At 35.7% G+C, this 22426-nt stretch carries 22 protein-coding genes; 9 read left to right on the plus strand and 13 right to left on the minus strand.

Annotated elements, in window-relative coordinates; genetic code table 11:
• Positions 1-2: 2 nt before the first annotated feature.
• Both ABTV71_RS24835 and ABTV71_RS24840 read left to right on the plus strand, forming a co-directional pair.
• Positions 3-1028 (plus strand): glycosyltransferase family 9 protein, encoded by a 1026-nt coding sequence (locus ABTV71_RS24835; RefSeq protein ID WP_433901425.1) that lies wholly within the window; start codon positions 3-5, stop codon positions 1026-1028.
• Positions 1025-2134: a glycosyltransferase family 4 protein gene (locus tag ABTV71_RS24840; protein WP_433901426.1), complete on the plus strand. Its 1110-nt coding sequence runs from the start codon at positions 1025-1027 to the stop codon at positions 2132-2134. Before ABTV71_RS24835 ends, ABTV71_RS24840 begins: the two co-directional genes overlap by 4 nt.
• Here the strand turns inward: ABTV71_RS24840 and ABTV71_RS24845 are convergent.
• Together ABTV71_RS24845 and ABTV71_RS24850 are read right to left on the minus strand one after the other, a co-directional pair.
• Positions 2129-3091 (minus strand): glycosyl transferase family 90, encoded by a 963-nt coding sequence (locus ABTV71_RS24845; RefSeq protein ID WP_433901427.1) that lies wholly within the window; start codon positions 3089-3091, stop codon positions 2129-2131. The two genes, ABTV71_RS24840 and ABTV71_RS24845, sit on opposite strands and share 6 nt — an antisense overlap.
• 34 nt (positions 3092-3125) lie before the next feature.
• Positions 3126-3791, minus strand: a complete 666-nt coding sequence (locus ABTV71_RS24850; protein ID WP_121120495.1) for a glycosyltransferase family 32 protein — start codon at positions 3789-3791, stop codon at positions 3126-3128.
• Positions 3792-4142: 351 nt separating this feature from the next.
• Here ABTV71_RS24850 and ABTV71_RS24855 point away from each other — a divergent pair, with 351 nt between their 5' ends.
• Positions 4143-4898: a glycosyltransferase family 2 protein gene (locus ABTV71_RS24855; protein ID WP_220700000.1), complete on the plus strand. Its 756-nt coding sequence runs from the start codon at positions 4143-4145 to the stop codon at positions 4896-4898.
• Positions 4895-5923 carry a hypothetical protein gene (locus ABTV71_RS24860; RefSeq protein WP_121120497.1) on the plus strand — a complete coding sequence of 343 codons (1029 nt, stop codon included), beginning with the start codon at positions 4895-4897 and terminating at the stop codon, positions 5921-5923. Before ABTV71_RS24855 ends, ABTV71_RS24860 begins: the two co-directional genes overlap by 4 nt.
• 9 nt (positions 5924-5932) lie before the next feature.
• Here the strand turns inward: ABTV71_RS24860 and ABTV71_RS24865 are convergent, their stop codons facing one another.
• Genes ABTV71_RS24865 through ABTV71_RS24875 form a run of 3 tightly spaced genes read right to left on the minus strand, consistent with a single transcriptional unit; the run spans position 5933 to position 8849 of the window.
• On the minus strand, positions 5933-6931 hold the full coding sequence (locus ABTV71_RS24865; protein ID WP_433901428.1) for a hypothetical protein: 999 nt from the start codon (positions 6929-6931) through the stop codon (positions 5933-5935).
• A gap of 48 nt (positions 6932-6979) precedes the next feature.
• Positions 6980-7822 carry a glycosyltransferase family 2 protein gene (locus ABTV71_RS24870; protein ID WP_433901429.1) on the minus strand — a complete coding sequence of 281 codons (843 nt, stop codon included), beginning with the start codon at positions 7820-7822 and terminating at the stop codon, positions 6980-6982.
• A complete protein-coding gene (locus ABTV71_RS24875; RefSeq protein WP_433901430.1) occupies positions 7797-8849 on the minus strand; it encodes a hypothetical protein in 1053 nt (350 codons plus the stop codon). The genes ABTV71_RS24870 and ABTV71_RS24875 overlap by 26 nt, the downstream gene beginning before the upstream one ends.
• Positions 8850-9017: 168 nt before the next feature.
• Between ABTV71_RS24875 and ABTV71_RS24880 the strand changes: the two genes are divergently transcribed.
• On the plus strand, positions 9018-10112 hold the full coding sequence (locus tag ABTV71_RS24880; RefSeq protein WP_433901431.1) for a glycosyltransferase WbsX family protein: 1095 nt from the start codon (positions 9018-9020) through the stop codon (positions 10110-10112).
• Between the two features lie 55 nt (positions 10113-10167).
• On the opposite strand, the gene ABTV71_RS24885 is transcribed toward ABTV71_RS24880, so the two are convergent.
• Both ABTV71_RS24885 and ABTV71_RS24890 read right to left on the minus strand, forming a co-directional pair.
• Positions 10168-10986, minus strand: a complete 819-nt coding sequence (locus ABTV71_RS24885) for a glycosyltransferase family 2 protein (protein ID WP_433901432.1) — start codon at positions 10984-10986, stop codon at positions 10168-10170.
• A 1-nt stretch (position 10987) separates the two neighbouring features.
• Positions 10988-11719 carry a hypothetical protein gene (locus ABTV71_RS24890; protein ID WP_433901433.1) on the minus strand — a complete coding sequence of 244 codons (732 nt, stop codon included), beginning with the start codon at positions 11717-11719 and terminating at the stop codon, positions 10988-10990.
• Positions 11720-11896: 177 nt separating this feature from the next.
• Between ABTV71_RS24890 and ABTV71_RS24895 the strand changes: the two genes are divergently transcribed.
• From ABTV71_RS24895 to ABTV71_RS24905, 3 genes are read left to right on the plus strand one after another with little or no spacing between them, the layout of a single operon-like run.
• On the plus strand, positions 11897-12910 hold the full coding sequence (locus tag ABTV71_RS24895; RefSeq protein WP_433901434.1) for a glycosyltransferase family 2 protein: 1014 nt from the start codon (positions 11897-11899) through the stop codon (positions 12908-12910).
• Positions 12907-13764, plus strand: a complete 858-nt coding sequence (locus tag ABTV71_RS24900) for an alpha-1,2-fucosyltransferase (RefSeq protein WP_433901435.1) — start codon at positions 12907-12909, stop codon at positions 13762-13764. The genes ABTV71_RS24895 and ABTV71_RS24900 overlap by 4 nt, the downstream gene beginning before the upstream one ends.
• A 20-nt stretch (positions 13765-13784) precedes the next feature.
• Positions 13785-14753 (plus strand): DUF6492 family protein, encoded by a 969-nt coding sequence (locus ABTV71_RS24905; RefSeq protein ID WP_433901436.1) that lies wholly within the window; start codon positions 13785-13787, stop codon positions 14751-14753.
• Here ABTV71_RS24905 and ABTV71_RS24910 read toward each other — a convergent pair.
• The 3 genes from ABTV71_RS24910 to ABTV71_RS24920 are packed head-to-tail and all read right to left on the minus strand — an operon-like array spanning position 14719 to position 17106.
• On the minus strand, positions 14719-15804 hold the full coding sequence (locus tag ABTV71_RS24910) for a DegT/DnrJ/EryC1/StrS family aminotransferase (protein WP_433901437.1): 1086 nt from the start codon (positions 15802-15804) through the stop codon (positions 14719-14721). The genes ABTV71_RS24905 and ABTV71_RS24910 overlap by 35 nt on opposite strands.
• Entirely contained in the window at positions 15770-16171 is a 402-nt protein-coding gene (locus ABTV71_RS24915; protein WP_433901438.1) for a sugar 3,4-ketoisomerase, read from the minus strand. The genes ABTV71_RS24910 and ABTV71_RS24915 overlap by 35 nt, the downstream gene beginning before the upstream one ends.
• Positions 16171-17106 carry a glycosyl transferase gene (locus tag ABTV71_RS24920; RefSeq protein ID WP_433901439.1) on the minus strand — a complete coding sequence of 312 codons (936 nt, stop codon included), beginning with the start codon at positions 17104-17106 and terminating at the stop codon, positions 16171-16173. Before ABTV71_RS24920 ends, ABTV71_RS24915 begins: the two co-directional genes overlap by 1 nt.
• Before the next feature lie 185 nt (positions 17107-17291).
• Here ABTV71_RS24920 and ABTV71_RS24925 point away from each other — a divergent pair, with 185 nt between their 5' ends.
• A complete protein-coding gene (locus ABTV71_RS24925; protein ID WP_121120507.1) occupies positions 17292-17783 on the plus strand; it encodes a SixA phosphatase family protein in 492 nt (163 codons plus the stop codon).
• A gap of 215 nt (positions 17784-17998) precedes the next feature.
• Here ABTV71_RS24925 and ABTV71_RS24930 read toward each other — a convergent pair whose 3' ends face one another.
• Genes ABTV71_RS24930 through ABTV71_RS24940 form a run of 3 tightly spaced genes read right to left on the minus strand, consistent with a single transcriptional unit; the run spans position 17999 to position 22425 of the window.
• On the minus strand, positions 17999-18817 hold the full coding sequence (locus ABTV71_RS24930; RefSeq protein WP_121120508.1) for a DUF4249 family protein: 819 nt from the start codon (positions 18815-18817) through the stop codon (positions 17999-18001).
• Positions 18818-18822: 5 nt separating this feature from the next.
• Positions 18823-21393: a TonB-dependent receptor gene (locus tag ABTV71_RS24935; protein WP_433901440.1), complete on the minus strand. Its 2571-nt coding sequence runs from the start codon at positions 21391-21393 to the stop codon at positions 18823-18825.
• A gap of 18 nt (positions 21394-21411) precedes the next feature.
• On the minus strand, positions 21412-22425 hold the full coding sequence (locus ABTV71_RS24940) for a FecR domain-containing protein (protein ID WP_433901441.1): 1014 nt from the start codon (positions 22423-22425) through the stop codon (positions 21412-21414).
• Between the last annotated feature and the right edge of the window lies 1 nt (position 22426).

A 22426-nucleotide genomic window follows, 5' to 3' on the forward strand; every position in this document is an offset into this window, starting at 1 on the left:
ACATGCCCCTGCCGCAGCGAATCATAGTAACCCGATTTTCGGCCATGGGCGATGTCGCCATGGTAGCTTCTGTATTGAAAGAATTTTGTCAGCGGTACCCAGCTGTAGAGATTATCATGGTGAGCCGTCAGTTTTTTGCCCCATTTTTTGACGGCATAAAGAATGTTAAGTTCCATCCCTTTGAACCAAAGACAGTCCATAAAGGCTTTGGGGGCCTAGTAAGGCTAAAAAAAGAACTGGCACAGTATGGTGCGGATGCTGTAGCAGATCTGCACTTCAATTTACGCTCGCGCGTGCTCGATGTTTTATTTTCACTTACAGGCCTGAATGTCAAACAACTGAACAAAGGACGCCCTGAAAAGAAGGCGCTGACACGCAGAGAAGATAAGGTTAAGCGGCAGCTAAAGTTAACCGTGGAGCGCTATGCGGATGTATTCCGCGCTTTAGGTTTCCACTTTGAACTAAGTCACAAATTGAATTCTGATCTGCAAGACGTCCCCAAAGCGGCATTTAGTATGTTTGGCAATTTCGAACGAAAAAAAATTGGTATCGCAGCTTTTGCGCAACACCGATATAAAATTTTTTCACTGGCAAAGATGGGGCAGATCATAGACCATCTGACACATCATGGATATGATGTATTGCTCTTCGGAGGTGGTCAGGAAGAGTTTCAAATCACACAAAACTGGACCGAAAGTTTTCCGAACACTTACAATACCATTGGAAAATTTACGTTGAGAGAAGAGCTGGATATCATATCAAATCTGGATCTGATGATCAGCATGGATTCCTCGGGTTTGCACATGGCTTCTCTGATGGGGGTAAGATGCTTATCGCTGTGGGGAGCAACACATCCATACGCAGGATTTACGGGTTATGGGCAGCAAGCTGAGGACTGTGTTCAAGTGGAGCACCCCAACCGACCAAGTTCCGTATATGGCAATAAACCTTGCGATTGTGATGGCACAGAAGCAATTGATTTAATTACACCAGAAATGGTGATCGAAAAAATAACAGCGATAAGATGAGGATAGGATTTGATGCAAAGCGCTTTTTTTTGAACAAAACCGGTCTGGGCAATTACAGCCGTGATCTCGTTCGTATCCTGGAAAAATATGTCCCGGAAAACGAATACATCAAGTACACTACAAAAACTGGGAATTACGATATTAAAAATCCAAACCTCGAAAAGACAACCCGCCTGCCAGAAGGATTTATTAATACAAGATGGCCCAATCTGTGGCGACGCAGACGTATTGTTCATGATCTTAAGAAAGACAACATAGACATCTTTCATGGGTTATCAGGAGAAATTCCTTCAGGTCTTGCCAAAGCAGCTATTAAGTCTATCGTAACAATCCATGATCTAATTTTCATGCGGCATCCGGAGCTCTATCATCCCATCGATCGCTGGATTTACAAAAAGAAATTCAGACACGCCTGCACAGCTGCCGACCGTATCATTGCCATAAGCGAGTGTACAAAAAATGACATCATTGATTTATTTCACATACCTGAAAATAAAATTGACGTTGTCTATCAAGGATGCCATGAATCCTTTAAAACGGTCAAATCCGAAGAACAGAAAAGGACAATCAAAGAAAAGCTTGGTTTACCACAAGAATTCTTGCTTAATGTGGGGACAATTGAAGCCCGAAAAAATATCTTACCAGTAATAAAAGCGATCAAGGACCTCGCTATTCCGTTGGTTGTTGTTGGTAAACCGACACGGTACCACCAAGAAGTCATCGAATATATCGAGCAGAATAAGATGGAAAACAAGGTATATTTCTTCCAGGGCCTTGAAATGGAAGAATTGGCAATTTTATATGCCGCAGCGACCATATTTATCTATCCATCTATTTATGAAGGCTTTGGCATTCCCATTATAGAGGCACTCTATTCGGGAACACCGGTTATTACAAGTAAAATGGGCGTATTTCCGGAGGCAGGTGGACCTTCATCCTGTTATGTAGATCCTATGGACATATCCCAGATACATGATGCGATTAAATCGCTACTTCAAGATACGGGCAAGCGTAAGGAAATGAGCAAAAAAGGTTTAGAGTTTGTACAAAAATTCAATGATGACCGTGTCGCACAGCGGATGTCTGCGATTTATTCGGCCCTATAAATGTAAAGGGTCCTGACCCGTCGAAATAAAATATTTTTTCAATACCCGGAGTGAGATGGCATCTTCCTCGTGTTGATCCATAAAAAGCCTCACATACTCATGCGCATTTTTTACGATTGCTTCGGCTTTATCCACATGCTCAATAAAATAAAAAAGCTTGGCCTCTAAATCTGAATAGTCTTCTTTAATACAAATAAAGTGATGATCAGGTATCAGTGTACCTTCCATAAACCAAGTTTCATATTTCGGCATTGGCATTACAGCGATGGAATTAGAGGACATAATCCATTTCAAATTTGTCGCTACATCGTTCCCTTCCAAAGCCAATATAAATTTATAGGAAAGATGCTCTGTGATGGAAAGATAATCGGGGTCCGAAGTTTTAAATGCCTTTTTTAGATCACATAATGGATGGTCATGATATTTTTCAAAAAATATGTGGCGATGTTTTTGAGCGAACATGCTTCTCCCCACCAGGATGTCTTTCTTTTCGCAAAGTGGGATATGATCTTCAATAAAATTAAAATGTCGGCTCTTATCTAGATTTAGCAGCACGGCATTCGCATTATCTCCAACAATAGGTCTACTTTTTACAAGGGTCGGATTTGATGGAATATTGATGATGTCGCCCGGCAAAATCTGAAATTTCAGTTCTTGGTTAAAATAATTCAGATACTGTTTACTATCAAAATAGTAAACTCTGATTCTTTTCGGAATGCGGTAATCCTTAATGCGTATGGCATCGTTTGACAACGTTCGCCCTGGTGTCAATTTATTATAATAGTTGACGCGAAAGTCCAACCATTCGGATCGATTTCCCCAATCCGTTGTCAATATTTTCCGCGCCTTTCTCCTAAGAAAAGTCTTTGGTATTACCCCTCTGCACAACACTTCCAGATAATAGAAGAATTTTACATTTTTATTCTTAAAAAAAAGCTTCTTATAATTTAAATTCATGGCATAAATAAGAATATATCGAGCAAAGTCTCCACTATTTGTCTTTGGGTTTGATAACAGGGGTCTTCAGTTGCATTTTCTTCCAATGCAATGACCGATCCCCATAAATTAAAATCTTGCTTAATTTATATTTGAATTTCAACAATCCCCGATAATCATCTATTATTCGACGAAATGACACTTTGGGGTCTTCTTCCAATACCATATTAATTGCTTCAGTATAAACTGTGGGTCCCGTCATCTGATGCACATCATGGAGATACCGGTCCTCCTCGATGTTTCTAACGATCAATTCAATGGTTTTTTTTAAAAAGGGATGGCCTTTATCATAGATCAAGGCCCATTGTGCGTAGAGACTTCTGTTGTTCTCATGTGCTATTATCGCCCTATCATCCGGTTTGATAACATCATCCAAGCGACCGATAATATCACTGTCCAGATCCAAATAAATCCCCCCGTGAACGTATAAAACGGCATATCTAAAAAAATCTGCTTTGGCGGCACCAATTTGCAAACGGGCGAAGGCGTCATAAGTACGCTGATCAAAATGTTCTCTAATAAGATGATCAATTTGCGTATCATCAAAGAACTCTCGCCGATAGCCCTTATTCCGTTTCAGGAACCGCCAAATATAAAATTTGGTTAATAAAGGGATCTTATTTGTTTTAAAAGTTTGATATATAACCTTTGGAATCGCCACCTGAATTAAAAAGTTAAAATAATGGAAATAAATAGCAACGGAACGACAAAAAGCATCTTGAAATCGTCCAACTGCAAAAATAAAGATATATCCTTAAAAACACTCTTTTTTCATATATTTAGTAAGCTAAAATTCTGTTTTATTTAATAAAAACTGTAAGATATACAACAAACTATTTTTTATATCTTATTACAGAAAATATGTAATATATTTGTCACAAAATATAAAAACCTTAAAAAGTAGATGTCTTAGTTCAGAAAATCTAATGTCATTTTTTTAAAAATATTGTAACGATATAATGATCTACTACGTTATAATATATATGGTCCAATTTTCAATTATATCATAACATTGAGTCAAAAAATAAGCGCTTTAATTATTACATACAACGAGGAAGACAATATAGACGAGGTTCTTCAGAGTATGGAGTTTGCAGATGAGATTATTCTTCTGGATTCATTCAGCACAGATCAGACATTGGAACGAGCTCGATTGCACCCAAAAGTAAAGATTTATCAAAATAAATTTGAGGACTTCACCAAGCAGCGGAATTTAGCACTGACTTATGCGAATAATGACTGGATTTTATTTTTGGACGCTGATGAACGTTTATCTGCGGCCAGTCAAACTGAAATATTGTCAACGGTAAATGATCCGCAAGCAAAGGATGCGTATTACATGTATCGTCTCTTTTTCTTTTGTGGTGAACGGATAAACTTTTCAGGAACACAAAACGACAAAAATTTCCGTCTGTTCAAAAAGAGTAAGGCGACCTATGACACTAAAAAGAAGGTCCACGAGACATTAATTGTCAATGGGACGATCGGTAGTTTAAAAAATAAAATATGGCATTATTCTTTTGCTGATTATGCGTCTTATAAAGAAAAAATGGTTCATTATGGAGAGCTTAAAGGCAAGGAGCTCTATGCTAAGAACAAGCGATATTCGCTATTGAGTCACCTGGCCAAAGTATCTTTTAAATTTTTTAAGGCATACTTTTTGAAATTAGGAATTCTTGATGGGCGACGAGGATATCAACTTTGCTACTTACAGAGTCTCAGCGTACATGAAACATTTATGTCGTTGAAAAGAGAAGAAAAAAAATGAAGATTTGTATTATAAGCTTTGATTACTGGAATTACGACCACCATATTGTAAAGAAGTTACAAGAAAAGGGTATTGATGCCTCTCATATTAATATGGGATCTTATCGGTACAAAAGTTTCGGTGAACGGGCTTTCAATGCGATCAGCAAAATTTTTCTCAACAGAAACATTAAGCATGTCAAACGTCAGCAGTATGTACTTGAAACATTGGCAAAATTAGGGCCGCAGGATAAAATACTTGTATTGAATCCCCACACGCTGGATTACAAAACGATTAAGAAGATCAAATCATACACCCCGCACTTAATTTCCTACCTATATGACAATCTAGAACGTTTTCCTGTAGAAGACAAATTGGATCTGTTTGATAAGATATATTCTTTTGAAGACAAAGACGTAAAAAAATATGGCTTTGAGAAAATTACAAATTATAACTATCTTTCTGATCAACCCCTTCAATGCGATACGATTGAAAACGACTTATTTTATATAACATCCTACGACAAACGACGTATTAAATTGCTTCGTAAATTAGCATCTCGCCTCGCTACAATGAAAATAAAAAGCAAAATTATCGTCGTGGGGAAACAGGTATGGAAAGAAAAATTACGTAATTTTATACTCAAACCCTCTGGTTATAAATTGATTGAATTTAAAGACAAGCCGTTGGATGGAAAAATTGTTCTGGAGGAATATAAAAAGTCTAAAGTTATCATTGACTTAATGCGCGATGGACAAGAAGGCTTAAGCTTCCGCATTTTTGAAGCAATGGCTTTTGAGAAAAAGATTATTACAGATAATGTTTCCATACAAACATATGATTTTTATAATTCACAGAATTTTTTAATCATCAACTACGATCTTTCCAATATCGAAGATCATTTCTTCAATATTTCATATCAAAAGATACCCAAAAGTCTATATCAAAAATACTCACTTAATCATTGGGTGAATCATGTTTTTGGAATTTCTTCAACACATGATTATCCAAAAATTGTATGTCCTCCGTTGAATATCTCCAATTAATATGCTAGATCAATTTTCTAAAATTCGATAAATCCAGTTGTCAAAATTATACTTGCTCAATATCTCGGGATTAATAGGGCTATAAGGTACGTTGAGAAATTCATTTAAAGTACGCTCTTCATTATTCAGGACATAAATATTATGTGGATGATAGAAGTCATAGTTCATTACCTCCTTATTATTGGTAATTAATTTTCTACCATAACCAATTGCTTCAAAAACTCGAAAAGACAAGCCACTATGAACATCCACTAAAAAATCAACGAATATCTCGCTTTTCAGAGCCAATTTGATATTTTCCTGATATGTCATCGGTTTATTAATAAAAGTAATACCATCTAAAATATACTCTCCGCTCAAATTTCTATCCCCTGAATACAAGTAGAAATTAGGGATACCTTTATTTTGAACAATAAATTGGATTGCCTCTTTGATTTGTGGCCATCTAATTTTCATAAAGGTTCCCAGAAAAAAGAAAGAAGATGATTTGGGTTTTATGTCACTTCTATTCAAATGCCCAAAATAAAAATTAGTCGTTGAGACGAACCCTTTATCTTCTTGACTAGCATCTTTACTATCAAATACATAAAAGCGATCGAACAAATCTACCAATCTCTTTATCGCTGGGTATCTTTCAACACCATCCCATTGATAAGCGATCATTTTATTTGCCTTCAATTTGATTTGCTCAATAATCTCTTGAGGATAAATGTCAGCTCGGATCAGCATACAATAATCTGCTTTATTTTCTATTGATTGCAAACGTCTTACAACCTCAGAGCCTAATGCTTTAAACTTTAATCTGTTCTTGTATCCTTTATCCTTCAAAATCGTTTTGTGATATAAATTCGAAAGCCTATCCCAGATATTTCGATATTTAAAATAATCATCATCATAGCTAATATCAATCACGCCAAATCCAAGCTCTTCTAGCCGATTTATCAGAACTTTATAAATACTAAACGTTCTTGGCATTCCAAGAATAATACTTTTTTTTACAGATTCCATATATTGTTATTTATCCGGAAGATGTTGAGAAGATATAGCACAAATTTTTTATTTCTTCTTAAGGCACTTTTTAAAAAAATAAAAGAGCCTTCTATACCATGTATTATAATACTTTCTTTTATATAATGCAGCTTCGTTTACTTTCTCTAAAAGTACATCGATAGTTAGCCCATGATTTTTATACAGATTATAGTGTTTCCTATAGAGATATAGCGATGCATCAATAAACGAATTGTTCTTTTCATTTAAATCAGTTACTGAGTCCAGAGAATTTCTTCTACGATACAAAAAAAGAGGTTTTTCGATTTTACGGAAATAAGGGTAGATATGTAATAGTCGTATCCAAAATTCCCAATCTTCTACATAATTTAATTTTTCATCAAACATTCCTACGCTTTCAAACATTTCAGCCCTAATCATTGCTGTAACAGCCAAACAATTGCCAGATAACAAACGTTGGAAATCTAATTTTGGTAAATTGAATATACCTGATTGTCTTTCAAAAAATTGAACTTGAGTATAAACAACACTTAATGTATTATTCTCATCCATCATTCGAGCACATTCAGATATAAATGTTTTAGCTAGAAGATCATCCGCATCTAAAAAAACAACATATTTACCCTGGGAACGCTTAAATCCATAATTTCTTGTCGCCGAAACACCTTCATTCTCCTTGCTATATACCTGAATGTTTTGATATTGATTTGATAATTTCTCTAAAACCTCTTGACTATTGTCTGTTGAACCATCATTTACTATGATAATTTCCAGATTTTCATAGTCCTGCGCAATTACAGACTCAACCGTTTCCACTACAGAAGATTGATTATTATAAACGGGTATTATAATACTCACTAAACTTTTATTTGTCATTAATATAGGTTTCATTAATGCTTAATTTAGTATTGAGCCAATTCGTGAAAGAATACTTTTTCAAAATATCACTGTTTGGAGGAGAATATGGTTTTTTCAAAAATTCATCAAATCCCATTAACTCTAAATCCGTGAGGCTATCTATTACAAAATAATTATTAGGATGGTAAAAATCCGCATTCCGAACTGAAGTATTTGTTGTAATTACTTTTTTAGCAAACCTCATGCCCTCTAAAATTCTGAATGAATATCCATTATGTTCAGAAAGAACCAAGTCGACAATTAAATCCGCAGATGAAACATACCTCAATTGTTCCTGAAACGAAATAGCCCTAGTTGTTAGTTCCATATTTTCCTTCACATCGTCTGGAATTGACTTAAATTTATGCTTGTTATAAACAACTATAAACTTTACGGATTTAAACCGGGTTTTAAGGAACTTGTATATGAGAATCAAATATTCAACTCTACTTTCATGAAATGTACTCACATAATAGATATTATATCTCTCTGAATCAAGTAAAGAATCAAATCTAAATGGGAAATCGAAATAAAAATTAGGTGAATATATAAAATGATAATCAGGAAATTTATTGACATCCTTTTCATCAAAAACATAAAACTGATCAAAATAGGATATGTAATCTAATATGACCGGATCACGCCCTATGCCGTCGAAATGAAAACTAAGCATTAGATCAGTTTTTTGACGAATACATTTTATAATATCCTTATCAAAAAAGTCCGCTCTAAGAACTAAACAAAATTCAAATCTTTCGTGTGTTTCAATCCCATCAAGTTGTCTCTCTCGATTCAATTTATGTTGTAATTTGCCTTTATAAGATTTATCTCTAAAAATTAGTTTTCTAATTACATTTAAAACCCGCTGTCCAAAAGAGCCATAAGAAAAGGGATATCCTCGATCTTGTATGTGTACTACATCGTATTCCAAATGCTTTAAATTTTCAACAATTAATTTGTATAAATCAAAGCTATCCGGTGCCAGAAGTAAAATCTTTTTTCTTATATATTTATTATTCAAGATAAATTTTTATTCAAAAATACACAAAATTTGGAAATATGCTTTTGATTTGTGCATGTAACCAGCGCTTTTATAATGTCACCTAAAAACAGCTAAGACTATGAATATATTTTTTTAGAGTAGATTACAATCGTATTTCCTATTTTTGGAATATTAAAATTAAAATGAATGATTAAGCCGATAGCGATTTATTTACCCCAATTTCATCCTTTCCCTGAAAACGATGAGTGGTGGGGCAAAGGATTTACAGAATGGACCAACGTAACAAAGTCTACCCCTAAATTTAAAGGTCACTATCAGCCTCATCTACCCCGAGATTTAGGATTCTATGATTTAAGGCTCGAGGACACATTAATAGCTCAATCAGAGCTAGCAAAAAAATATGGCATTTTTGGGTTTTGCTATTACCATTATTGGTTTAATGGAAAATTACTAATGGAAAAACCATTAGAGAATATGCTGTCTTCCAAAAAAATAGAAATGCCGTTTTGTTTATGTTGGGCTAATGAGAATTGGACAAGAAGATGGGACGGACACGATGAGTTGGTTCTAATAAAACAAACCTACAATTCAGAGGATGATTTGAATCATATCCTTTATTTAATCAAGTTCTTCAAGGATCCTAGGTATATAAAAATAGAAAATCGTCCTGTTCTATTAATATATAGGACTGAGTTGTATCCTAATATCAAAGAAGCAACTGAAATATGGAGAAGAGAGGTCAAAAAAGCTGGTTTCCCTGATCTATATTTAATACGCGTAGAAAATATCTTACGCGACGTAGATCCATCAATATATGGTTTTGATGCAGCTATGGATTTTGCTCCGGACTTCAATCTCCATAAAAAACAACTCATAAAGGAAAACTTCTTTAGTTATAAACTCAAGAAATTCATGCATAAGTCTGGCATCAAAAAAAACAACCATTTCACAAATACCATTACTAAATATAATGATCTAGTAGACAGATCAATCGCTAAACCAAAAAGTAATTATAAACGATTTAGTTGTGTAACTCCTAGTTGGGATAATTCCGCTAGGCGTGAACAAAATGCTCTTATATATCATCAATCAACTCCTGAAAAATTCGGTCAATGGGTAAAGCAGGCAACCCAATTCACTAATGAAAATTTTAAAGACGATGAAAAATTATTCTTTATAAACGCTTGGAATGAATGGGCTGAAGGTAATCATTTGGAGCCAGATTTAAAATTTGGCACTGCTTATTTAGAAGCATTTAAAGAAAATTTTAAATCTGAATAATGATGTATTACTAATAAAAAATTGCATCTTGTTATATAGACTAGATGTAATTTTTTTATTTCACTCTCAATTTCAAGAGAAGATATATAAAAAAAGCCTTAAACGCATATCGGAATTCTTTCTTTTTTAAAAAAGATCTACCAGTGATTCTGATCAAAGATTTTCGTTGATAAAATTCTCTTTTGGCCAATGAAGTTCCGAAGTATGTTACTATTTTTTCCCATTTATCCTCAGCAAAGTGTGTATCAGAAATATTAGAACTTATTCCTCCGACATTATAGTTGGCGATAGTTAGCGGAATATATAAAAATTTTTGTCTAGCGGCCAATGATAGATTAAACATATAATCTGCTAAAATGGGATATTTTAGATCATAAAAGCGATGGTCCTCAAAAAAAATAGTAGAATTATAAAATATAGCCTGATGGCAAATATTTTCATCGAACAGTTCATTAATGGAAGTTTCACCCCTATACAGGCCTCTATCATTAAGCTTATAATGACTATTATTACCAACGATATTTACATCGCCATAAACAATATTGGAATCTGTTAACTTCAACATGTCATAGACTTGCTTAAGCACCAAATTAGAGCACAAGATGTCATCACTTCCCAAAAAATAAAACCATTCTCCTCTAGCACGCAAAATAGCTTTGTTCATCGCATCATAGACCCCAGCATCCCGTTCTGAATAAAACACGACCCTATCATCTGAGAAATTCTTCACAATCTCTGAAGTATTATCTGTGGAACATCCATCTTGAATAAGAATTTCAAAATCATCAAAAGTTTGATCTAAAACACTTTTAATACAATCTAAAATCGTGTTTGCACTATTAAATGTCGGAATGATAATTGAAAAAAACGCCATCTTATTTAAAAAAATTTATTACTCTAGCAAATAGGCCTTTCTTCTCAATTGGTTTAATATAATTCATAATATGTTTCCAATCGTCTCCTAACGGTTGTTCACTTTCATCGATGCGCTCCCCAATAAATCTAAAACCCTCTCTCATTATAGGAAAAGGTTGCCCTTCAAAAAATTCGTCATGCACAGTTTTGGAGTCGTTAAATTTTTCATGTATTGATTCTAAAAAAGCCTGGTCAACTCCATACTCCTGTGTTGTTTTTCGCACAACAAATTCTTCTATTAATTTTACCATTCGCAATTCTCCTCCTTTTATACCCCACATTCCGGCTAAAATTCCGAGCTTACTTGCTCCAAAGGGTATCTGATGGAAAGGATGATCACGCATAACATGTAACATTGTATTATCGGCAATCCACTCTTCAACGGCTAGAAACTCGCGCGCTGAGACTCTGGAATCAGCATCTCTAAAAACTACTCGGGCACAATCGTCCAAATCAGCTGCATAAAAGCGCCAAAAGGAAGGATGTATTGATTGATCATTTATCAAAATCAATTCAACATTTCTATTAGACAATTCATCCAGGATATCCTCAGGTACAGTATCGTCATGATATACGATCATTTTCCAACCAGGATAAATCGAGGGGATTAGATCTGCATTTTTTATCGTCCCTTTTGTATATATAGGAAGATGTCCCCACAGACTATATGATATATAATTTGTCTTTCTCATTTTAAATTGATCAATCCTTATTCGAAGGGATAACCCCAAAGTATAAAAGAATATTTCTAATGTAAACAAAGCTACTGTTTTTCATTTCTAAAAAAAATAGTCATCCATTTTCGAAATAAACTTTAGACCCATTTCTATTTTTCCTATTTTTATCGGATAGCACTATTTCTATTATCAATGAATATCATCTCACCAACTGTTACAGTATTTATGGCGGCTTATAATGCAAGTAAGTATATAGAGGCGGCGGTAAAAAGCGTTTTAAATCAAACATATCAAGATTTTGAGCTATTAATAGTTAATGATGGTTCAACTGACAATACTAATGAGATATTAAAATCCTTCAAAGATGAAAGAATTAGAATCATAAACAATCTAGAAAACAAAGGATTAACTTATACCCGAAATATTGCATTAAAGGAAGCTCGAGGACAGTTTATAGCAGTGATGGATAGTGATGATATAGCCTATCCAAACCGTCTAACAATACAAGTCGATGCTTTTAAAAATAATCCAAATTTAGCTTTATACGGAGGACAGGCCAAAATGATCGATGAAAACCAAAAAGAAATTGGTTTCATCGAGGAATCCGAAACAAACACCGAGCTTTTAAAAGTCAAACTATTATTTCATAACACGTTTGTTCATTCTTCTGTCATGATTCGAACTTCTGTTTTTAGAGAATTTGGCGGTTATCAAGAACCGTTCGCTGAAGATTACGACTTATTTCTGCGTATCGCACAAAAATATACTGTTGGAAATTCGAGCGAATTTATTATTGCTTATAGATGGCATGGAAGTAATATATCAAGAACGGAAGGCGAAAAAATAGTCAAACAACTTTTACCTATTAAAGGAAAATTACTAAAAAAACTTGGATTAAAATCAGCTATAAGTCAACAAAAAATATTAACAAATCCCTATGTCTGGGATGATGTACCGATCTATGCATATCAGGAGTTTTTTCGATCTCTATTGTCATATAATAAAAAAGAAAAAGCGTTTAACGAGCAAATATTGGAAGAGATCATTTTTCACAAATGGTACAATGCAGTAATACATTTAGGAGAAGCTAACACATTAAAACTTTTTTTCTCAAAGCCAATGTTTAAATGGAAATATTGCACTTTCAAAAAAATAAGAAAAACTTTTAAGAAATCCGTAAAGAGTATAATTAAAGCTAAAAAATGAAAGTAGTCAAATTTTTAGGGGGATTAGGCAATCAATTATTCCAGTATGCATTCTTATTAGCATTACAGCAAAAGTTCAAAACAGTAAGAGCTGATTTACGGTATTTCGAAGATTATCCTCTACATAATGGGTTCGAATTAGAAGCCGTCTTTAACATTACGCTTACTCAGCTAAGCGTATTTGAAACAAATATTTACACTTCGGAAAATAACAAATGGCTGTGGAGAAAATTAAGGAGATTATACAGAGCGAAAAATATCAGACACGAGGAAACGTCTTTTTTTTCTTATTCGAAAGAGATCTTTGAAGATAAAAAAAACCGCTATTATTGGGGATATTGGCAACATATAGATTACATCAATCGGGTCGCTCCTCTCCTTCGCCAACACCTCAAATTCCCCTCTTTTAAAGATTCGGAAAATATACAAATACAGCATCTGATACAACAGAAAAATTCAGTATCGTTACATGTTCGTAGGGGAGATTATTTGCAAGAACCGTTATTTAAAGATATATGCACGGAAGAATACTATCAAAAAAGTGTACAGTATATCCTTGAAACACAAGAATCACCTTTATTTATTGTGTTCTCCAATGACATTGCCTGGTGTAAATCCAGATTTAAAGATTTAAATGCAATTTTTGTTGAGCATAACACCGGCTCCAATAGCTTTCGAGATCTACAACTTATGTCGTTATGCAAACACAATATTATCGCTAATAGCAGTTTTAGCTGGTGGGGAGCTTGGTTAAATGATAATCCAGATAAAGTTGTAATATCGCCTAGAAAATGGATCAATGAACCAAACATCGATACTTCAGGCCTAGTTTTACCAAGCTTTGTTACATTCTGACTCAATTAAATTCGCTATTGATGCATTCATCCACCTATAATCCAAACTATGATATTGTCATCTGTGTGGGACCACAACATATTGAAATCGCACAGGTAGTAATCAATCAAGTTAACCGTCTTTTTCAGGCACAAACTATTTATGTCATAACCAATGACACTAATTTTAAATATTTTGAATCACTCGGTCAGACAATAGACTTAGTTCCTATTAACGAAAATGAATTATTTGACAAATTCAACTTTCAATCTGTTTCCCACTTTTTAATATCGAAATTAAATAATAGTGACAGAACTGGGTGGTATTTTCAGCAATTTCTTAAAATGGAAATTGCCAAAATTATTAAAAGTGACTATTATCTGATATGGGATGCAGATACCATTCCATTAAAACCGATCAGTTTCTTTGACAAGGAAGGCAAGGTGTTAATCCATAAGAGTGAAGAAAATCATGCCCCTTATTTTGAGACTTTACAAAACGTACTCGATATAGCAAAATCAGTAAATTATTCATTTATTTCCGAGCATTTTATGGTTCAAACGACCTTGATGCGACAAATGTTGTTTGACCTAAGTAAAAATGCTAGTGAGCGTCCCTGGCCCTATTATATCCTTGACAATATAGCAATAAAAGATATGGCACTTTCGGGATTCTCAGAATATGAAACTTATGGGAATTTTCTTAATTCTACTAACCCAGATAGTTTTAGATTACGGACCGCCACTGGGGAATTATTGAATACCTCTAGAAATGGCAGCATGCTTTTTGGCACTTTACCAAACACAAAAGACCTCAAATTTTTAGAGGTCTTAGGTTTACATTATGTCACATTTGAGATCTGGCAGGATATCAACCTGAAAGAGATAAAAAACAACAAAAAACGTACTAAATTATTTTTTCTTCTTGAAAAGATCCCGTTGATAAAATTGCTAAATAAATTAATCGCAAAAAAAATTAAGAAAACTTATTCATTACCTCCACAACCTTAATGATATCCTCTTCAGCGTGCCCATAAGAAATAGGAAGACTCAGTATTGTTTGGTGAATTTCCTCCGAAATAGGGTATCTCTCGTTTGATAGAATCCCCTCCATCGCCTTCTGTCGATGTGGAGCTATAGGATAGTGGATTTCTGTCCCGATACCATTATCTAATAGGTATTTTTTCAATCTATCTCGTTCAGGATGACGTATTGCAAAGATATGGTAAACATTCTGTTCGGTTTGCACAGTCGGAAGTATAAAATCAGACTTTAACTCACGCAGATAGACTGAGGCCAGCTTCTGCTTGTGAGCTGTAATCTTATCCAAATATTTCAATTTTACAGATAAGAAAGCTGCTTGAAGTTCATCAAGCCGGGAGTTATAGCCCACTTCATCAAATACATATTTCGCCGAAGAACCATAATTTCGTAGTGTACGAATCGACTTATTAAGCCCCTCATCCTTACAGGTTATGGCACCGGCATCTCCCAATGCACCCAAATTCTTTGTCGGATAAAAGCTAAATGCGCCAAAATCACCAAATGAACCCGCCTTTTTGCCTTTATAACTAGCTCCATGAGCTTGCGCACAATCCTCAATAACCTTTAAACCATATTTCCCTGCCAGTTGAAGGATTGGATCCATGTCACATATCTTTCCGTAGAGATGAACAACAAGGATAGCTCTTGTACGTGCTGTAATAGCCGATTCAATTTTTTTGGAATCAATATTATACGTATTTATATCAGGTTCTACAAGAACTGGCTTTAGACCAGCCTGCATTACAGCAAGTATAGACGCAATGTAGGTATTCGAGGGAACAATCACTTCATCACTCGGATCAAAACCAAAATAACGCAATGACAAAACCAACGCATCTAGTCCTGAAGCAACTCCGACGCAATGCGGCACACCACAATAGCTCGCAAATGATTGCTCAAATTGTGCGACCTGTTTTCCCAAAATATACCAGCCTCCATGCAATACTTCCTGAAAAACGCTCGTATATTCATCCATAAATTCCTTATTGACTTGTTGTAAGCTCTCGTAAGCGATCATGTATAAAATAGGGTTCGTAAATATAATCTGTTGAATCAAAAAATTCGGAAGCGAGTACCATTAGGATAGCATCTTCCGAAAAGTCAAACATCTGATGCCAGTCCTTGGGTTCCAAAATCAGGCATTGATCTGGTGAACTCAATTCAAAAACGCGCTCATTAATTCCGTCCTGGTTATAAATAGCACAACTTCCCTTCAGGCAAATCGCAGCCTGTATCGTTTGATGATGTCGATGTCCACCGCGGGTAGAACCATCCACACCGTAGATGTAAAATATCCGCTTTACATCAAAAGGTGTAACTTTTTCGATCACCGTTAGATTTCCACGATCATCGGTGAATGTTTTTAAGTCAATTTGGTAAGCCATTATCTTAAGAAGTAAGATTGATGATAAAATTCTCTGAATTTGCCTCGGATATATAGATGAAACATACGCCTTAATGATTTTCTAATTCGCGGAATTTCATAGGTTTCATGCGCAACAACATGACGCGATAATGATTTTAACTCTCGTTCAACAACTACTAAAGCTTTTATATAAGGTTTATATAAAAATTCAACATCATTATCACTAACCAAATAGCTTCCAGCTAGTGAAAAAGAACTTCTTTCGGCATATTTTAAGGCGTGAAAGTGATAGAATATAACTGGGAACATATGTTGAGTCGCCAATTCACGTCCCCAAACTTGACCGATTCTGTGAGTAAAATCATATTGCTCCACGTTCCAAATAGCTACCCCACCCCCTAAATGCTCCAAAACATGAACTCCTGTAAACATAGTGGTCCATCTATCCAGGTATTTCTGATCACCAAACCTACCCGGCTCTCTTCGATTATAGCACCATTCCAAACATGCCGCACGCCACCATTCCAGTACAGCAAGCCCTTCATCTGAATTTTTAAAGTAAACAAACTGTACGCAATAGATACCCCCCGATTCACTGTCATCACATATAGGAGTATATCTATGCGGGGTAATAATTACTGACGCACCTCTGGCCTCCTCTATTAACACTTCAGGATCTGCATAGAAGAACAAATCGGCGTCTAGATAGGTACAATTTGACAGACCATAATTACGGATGCTATACAAAATAATCGAAGGCGTACATGTCCAACAATATTCACCTGTTGTACGAGTAGGTTTTACAGCCAATAGTTGTTCATCCTCAAAATCCGACAAGGGGATAATTGTTGCTTTGGGAAGTTGCAATTTTGTTAGTGTCTCATAACATGCATCATCAAATGCAAAAATATAAAGATGGAAGCTCCTAGCCCATTTTTCAAGTGACCGGTACATCGCAAGCCCTCTTGAAAGATACAGTGAATTAAATAAGGTGCAATAATTATACATATATTATATACTTTCTCAAAACTTCGTTTATTATTATTTGTATTCATATTCAAGACCTGTTGTCTCCTTCCGCAAACACAATGAAATGGAGAACAAAAGCGTTAATACTATAAGAATCAAAAATTTTAATCATGGACAACACTAAAAAACTTTATATCATCCGACACGCCAAAGCTGAAACCATTCCCGGAGTCAATGACTTTGATCGTGCATTGACAGCTGAAGGGATACAACACGCAAAACAGGTTGCAGAGAAGCTTGCAGCCAGACTCACACTCAACGATAACAGCATTATAATCAGTTCTCCGGCTAATAGAGCCGTACAAACTGCCCGGGTCTTTTTGGATGTCATGGGCACTCCATCTTTTGATATCCAACTGGAGGAGTCTATTTATGAATGTACCTATAAGCACTTACTTTCGGTCATCAACACCATCCCAGATCATATAGATCATGTTCTACTTTTTGGGCACAATCCGACATTGACGGACTTGGTGGAATACCTAACCAGAAAGTCAGCTTATCTCCGCACCTCATCATTTGCAGAGATTAAGATCGATGCCGGCTTTACCTTTCAAATGCTTAGTGGCAATTGCGCCGATCTCGTACAGATTGTTGATTAAAATATAGATTAAAGAACGATAGGTCCTGGAACAAATCTCCAGAACAGTCCAATTTTGTAATAGTGACTACTCATGGATAAAAAAGTCCTAGTCAATCCGGTCATTTTTTTTAAAAAAATTAAAAATATAATTCTAGCAATTTGACTAACTGAAAAAGCCTTATGCAATTTCGACTTGCATAAGGCTTTTAGTTCGCTTTTTATCAGCTACAACGTTTATTTACTATTCCTGATATTTTTCATTGAAACCGTTTTCTCTACACCATCCATCACATAGAAATAGCCCAGCGCGTTGCCCGAAATATTTCCCTGTACATTTGCCGGAACGGCGGATAACAATCCTTTCCATTTTGTCTCTTGGAATAAATTGTAAAGAAACTTAGCATATCGGGGAGAAATAGCAAATTTTGCTATCACTAAGCTATCTTTTTTACTCATTTCATAACTATAGGATGAAGCGAGTAAGGTATTTAATACATTTGGTGCTCCGGACTTAAAACTGTAGCTGAAAGGCGCTTTAAACACCGTAATACTTTCATCCGAAAGTTCTTTTTTGGGCAGGATCAGCCATTTATTAGAATTTCGCATGCCAAACAAATAGGTGGAGACCTTGACTCGAAAATTTGGATGAGCATCGGATTTCTCGGCAGGAATAAAAGATTTCTCTATTGGAATAATAGATACAAGCTGGTCTTGTGCCTCGTATATCCTGCCATTTGATTCAATTCTCAATTGGAACAGATTATCGACTGTATCTTTCAGATCAAATAATTCCCCCTTGTATAAACCATCGCCTAGATCTTCAAATATAATGTTATTAGGTCCATTTCTTACTGTCACAACAGCAGCATCTATTCCCTGGGTAATAGTTCCAGCTGAAGATATATTTAGCCGCTTAAGCTGTATATATTGTTCTCGATAGAGCGTATTAATGCCTCCTTCGACGATCATATCATAAGATTGCTCCCTCTCAACCACAGATTTTTCACATGATAGGAGCACATAACATAGAAGAAACAAAATGATTATTTTCATGGCTTTTAAAATCTAATTGCATAATTTATAGCCGGAACAATTCCAGAAAAGGAAGTCTGCTGAACAACAGGATTACCGCTCTCATCTTCAGAAAAGCTATAATAAAGTGGATTGCGTCGGTCCAACACATTATATAAACCGATGTTCAGTGTACTTCGTCGGCCTCTTTCCCTTTGTTTTTTTGTTTCTAGGTCTATTGAACAACTGATATCTAAACGGCTGAACAATGGCATCCGATGAGAATTTCTATTCGAATAAATTGGAACGATAATCCCTTCATATTCCGTAAAACCCATAGGATAGGTCAAAGGACGGCCTGATTGTAAAGTATAAAATGCATTTAAATGTATTAAACTACTCAGATCATACGATAAATTGCATTTTGCGACATGTGGAATATCAGCGTTTGCAACATATTCCCGATCTTTATTAATTCCCATAATTTTACGAAAAGACCGAGACCAACTATAGAAAAAAGTGCCATCAATGTTTCCAACTCTTTTATTCAGTGAAAATTCCACCCCGTACATCCGGCCATTTCCCTGCTTGACCTGCGATTCAATAAAAGGGTTCAAAATAAGCTGCGCATGGTCAATAAGCTCAACTTGATTTTTCATTTTCTTCCAGTATCCTTCCACACTGATGGAGCCTTTAAAAATCAATTTATGTAACCGAAAAGAAAAAGCATCTGCGGATTGCGGTTTTATATTTTGGCCAGCAGGTATCCAAGCTTCCAGCGAAGAAAATGCCAACTCGTCATTTTGTAGCAGTTGGAGGTATTGATACAGTCTATTATAGGAAAATCTCGCACTATATCCTGAACCAAATCTATACATCATTGTGATACGAGGTTCCAGCCCATAATATGTTTTCCTTTTATCGGCCTCTTCAGCCAACATTTTATACTGATTATTATTCAGTAAGTAGTACCGTCCAAAAGAAGTGCTGGCAAACGCATTTACACGGGTACCTAACACCACGCGAAAGGTGGAATCTATTTTCCAGTTAAAAGAGGCATATCCGATATATTCATAGGCTTGTGCCCTAAAAATATTATCCTCATTATTGACATCTACTGGAGCAATCTCACCTGGTTTAAAGCGATGAAAGGTAGCCTGAGCTCCAAAATCCAGCGTACGCTCTAATCCCATAAAATAAGTAAAATCTGCTTTTAAGCTTTTATCCCTGATTTGCGTCAGCCAAGTTCTGTTATCAGAAGATTCTGGTTTACTGACATCCAGCTTATTACGATAATTACTAAGAATCGCTGAGACATTCATAAATAAACGTGGACTATGCACATAATTCCACCGCAACGTTGAAGTCCAATTACCCCAACGATTTGTATTTTTATTTAGAGCCACCACCTCGTCCTGTCCTATATACCCTGAAAGATATATCTTATTTCGTTCTGTGAGAGCATAGTTCAATTTCACATTATAATCACTATAGGTTCCCTTGACATTAAATAACCGATACTCCGTATTTAATAGATTTGAAATGCTTGAGCGCGCTGTAACTAAAAAAGATCCTTTACCTCTTTTGATAAATGGTCCCTCTGCCCCTAAACGTGCAACCAAAAGGCTTGTTCCACCAAAAAAATGCGTCGCCCCATTATCGCCGTCCCTTGTGTTCATTTCCATAATGGACGCTAGCCTACCGCCATAATTAGCAGGTATTCCATCCTTATAAATCTGCGTATGTTTTAAAATATCCGAATTGAATACAGAAGTCAGGCCAAATAAATGTGAGGGATTGTAAACCACAGCTTCATCAAGCAGAATAAGGTTCTGATCCTTTCCACTACCACGTACAAAAAGATTACTTCCTCCTTCCGTTAGTCCATTAATGCCATTTTGCATCTGTAGAACCTTTATAATATCTGCTTCGCCCTTGTAGAAAGAATTATTTCGGAAGCGGGCCCAGTTTATTTTCTCATTCAAGCGCTGTTGTTCTCTATCAGCAACAATCGAATCAGTATCAACAACAACCTCTTTAAGGCTCATATCGACTGGCGAAAGCTTAATGAGGAGAAAACTATTCTCCATTTCAGGCGTAAAGTGGATATATTTTGTGCGATAACCAAGGTAACTCACCACACAATCGTAGTTATTTTTTGGAAGCGTCAATGAATAGAAACCATAGTTGTTACTAAAACCGGTTCTATTTTTTTCAGCAATTACCAAACTGGCACCAATCAAACTCTCACCGCTCAAACCGTCAACAACTCGTCCTTTTATTGTGAAAGTTTTATCCTCAGGATAAAAAATCAATGCCCGATTGATTACTGTATAACCAATTTTCGAATCCTTCAGCAAATAGTCAAGAACATCTTCCAGGCTAGTTTTATTGAAGTTCCTACCATAAATAATATTTCTGTTAAAGATCTGCTCATCATAAGACATAGACACCCCATAATTTTTATGGATTTCCGTCAAAATCTGAATAATCTCTTTATTTTTTGTATCGATAGAAACTTGCAAACCCGAGAGATTGCTTTGGCTAAATGACTTTAGACAAGTAGAAATAAGCAGTCCGAAAAAAAAGAGAAAACGAGGCAGAACAATACCCTTCATAGCAATACTCCTCAGCCTCTACTCGTAGATACTGTACCCCTTTTTACTTGCTTTCCATTTCACATTTAATGTCTTGGAAAGAATCTGCACAATTTCATTCAATGATTGGCCATCGAAATACATGCTCAACTTACGGGCTTTTAAATTATCTCCAACCACAATGATGTTGGATTGAAAACGCTTTGTAAGATCAAAACAAATATTATCTAAGCGTTCATTGGTGTAACTGAGTTTCTGGGCTACTTTATGCTCATTCTCCAAATTATCAGGGGTAGCCTTTGATAAGGAAGCGGTCTCTTTTTTAAAGAATCCCTTTTCATTCTTTTGTAAAATCAGTTCTTTTGCCGAAGGCCCCTTACTGCCACTCAATGCTACGGTCCCTTCTTTCACTAGCACCTCTACATCCTCAGCGAGTAAGTTAACTTCAAAAGATGTACCGATATCACGCACATAATTATGTGCCAGTTCGACCACGAAAGAAGAAGTGCGCCCATGCTTTACATCAAAAAATGCCTTCCCCTTTTTTAATGCTACAATACGTTGCTGGTTAAATGTGCGTTTATTAAACGACGCCTCTGCGCCCGCATGTAATACTAGCACAGAGCTGTCGGGCAGTAATATAGGCTCCTGTTCTACCGATCCATATAATTGGACTTCATATCCCATCCAGCGGTCAAAGTTCAGGTAGCATGCAAGTCCAATCATCAGCAATACTGCCGCAGCAACAAGTTTCATCCAGGGTTTCCAGATTGCTTTCATAGGTGTAGGCAGCGTTGCTTCATCAGTTGCCGGTGCCCGATCCAACCGTTGTTTAAATCTATCCCACTGGCTATTGGTATCTACATTTTTATAATGTTCCAGCACAATAAGGTCATCGGATAGTGTTCTGACTTCATTATATAGTTTCGGATTTTCCACATCCTCAGAAAGCCAACGTTCAAGCAACAGCCTTTCCTCAGCGGAAATAACCCCATCCAGATCTTTCTGGATCAAGTCATAGGGAATAAATCTTGACGTATTGTTTTCTTCCATA

The organism is Sphingobacterium puteale (assembly GCF_050986225.1).
GTDB lineage: Bacteria > Bacteroidota > Bacteroidia > Sphingobacteriales > Sphingobacteriaceae > Sphingobacterium > Sphingobacterium puteale.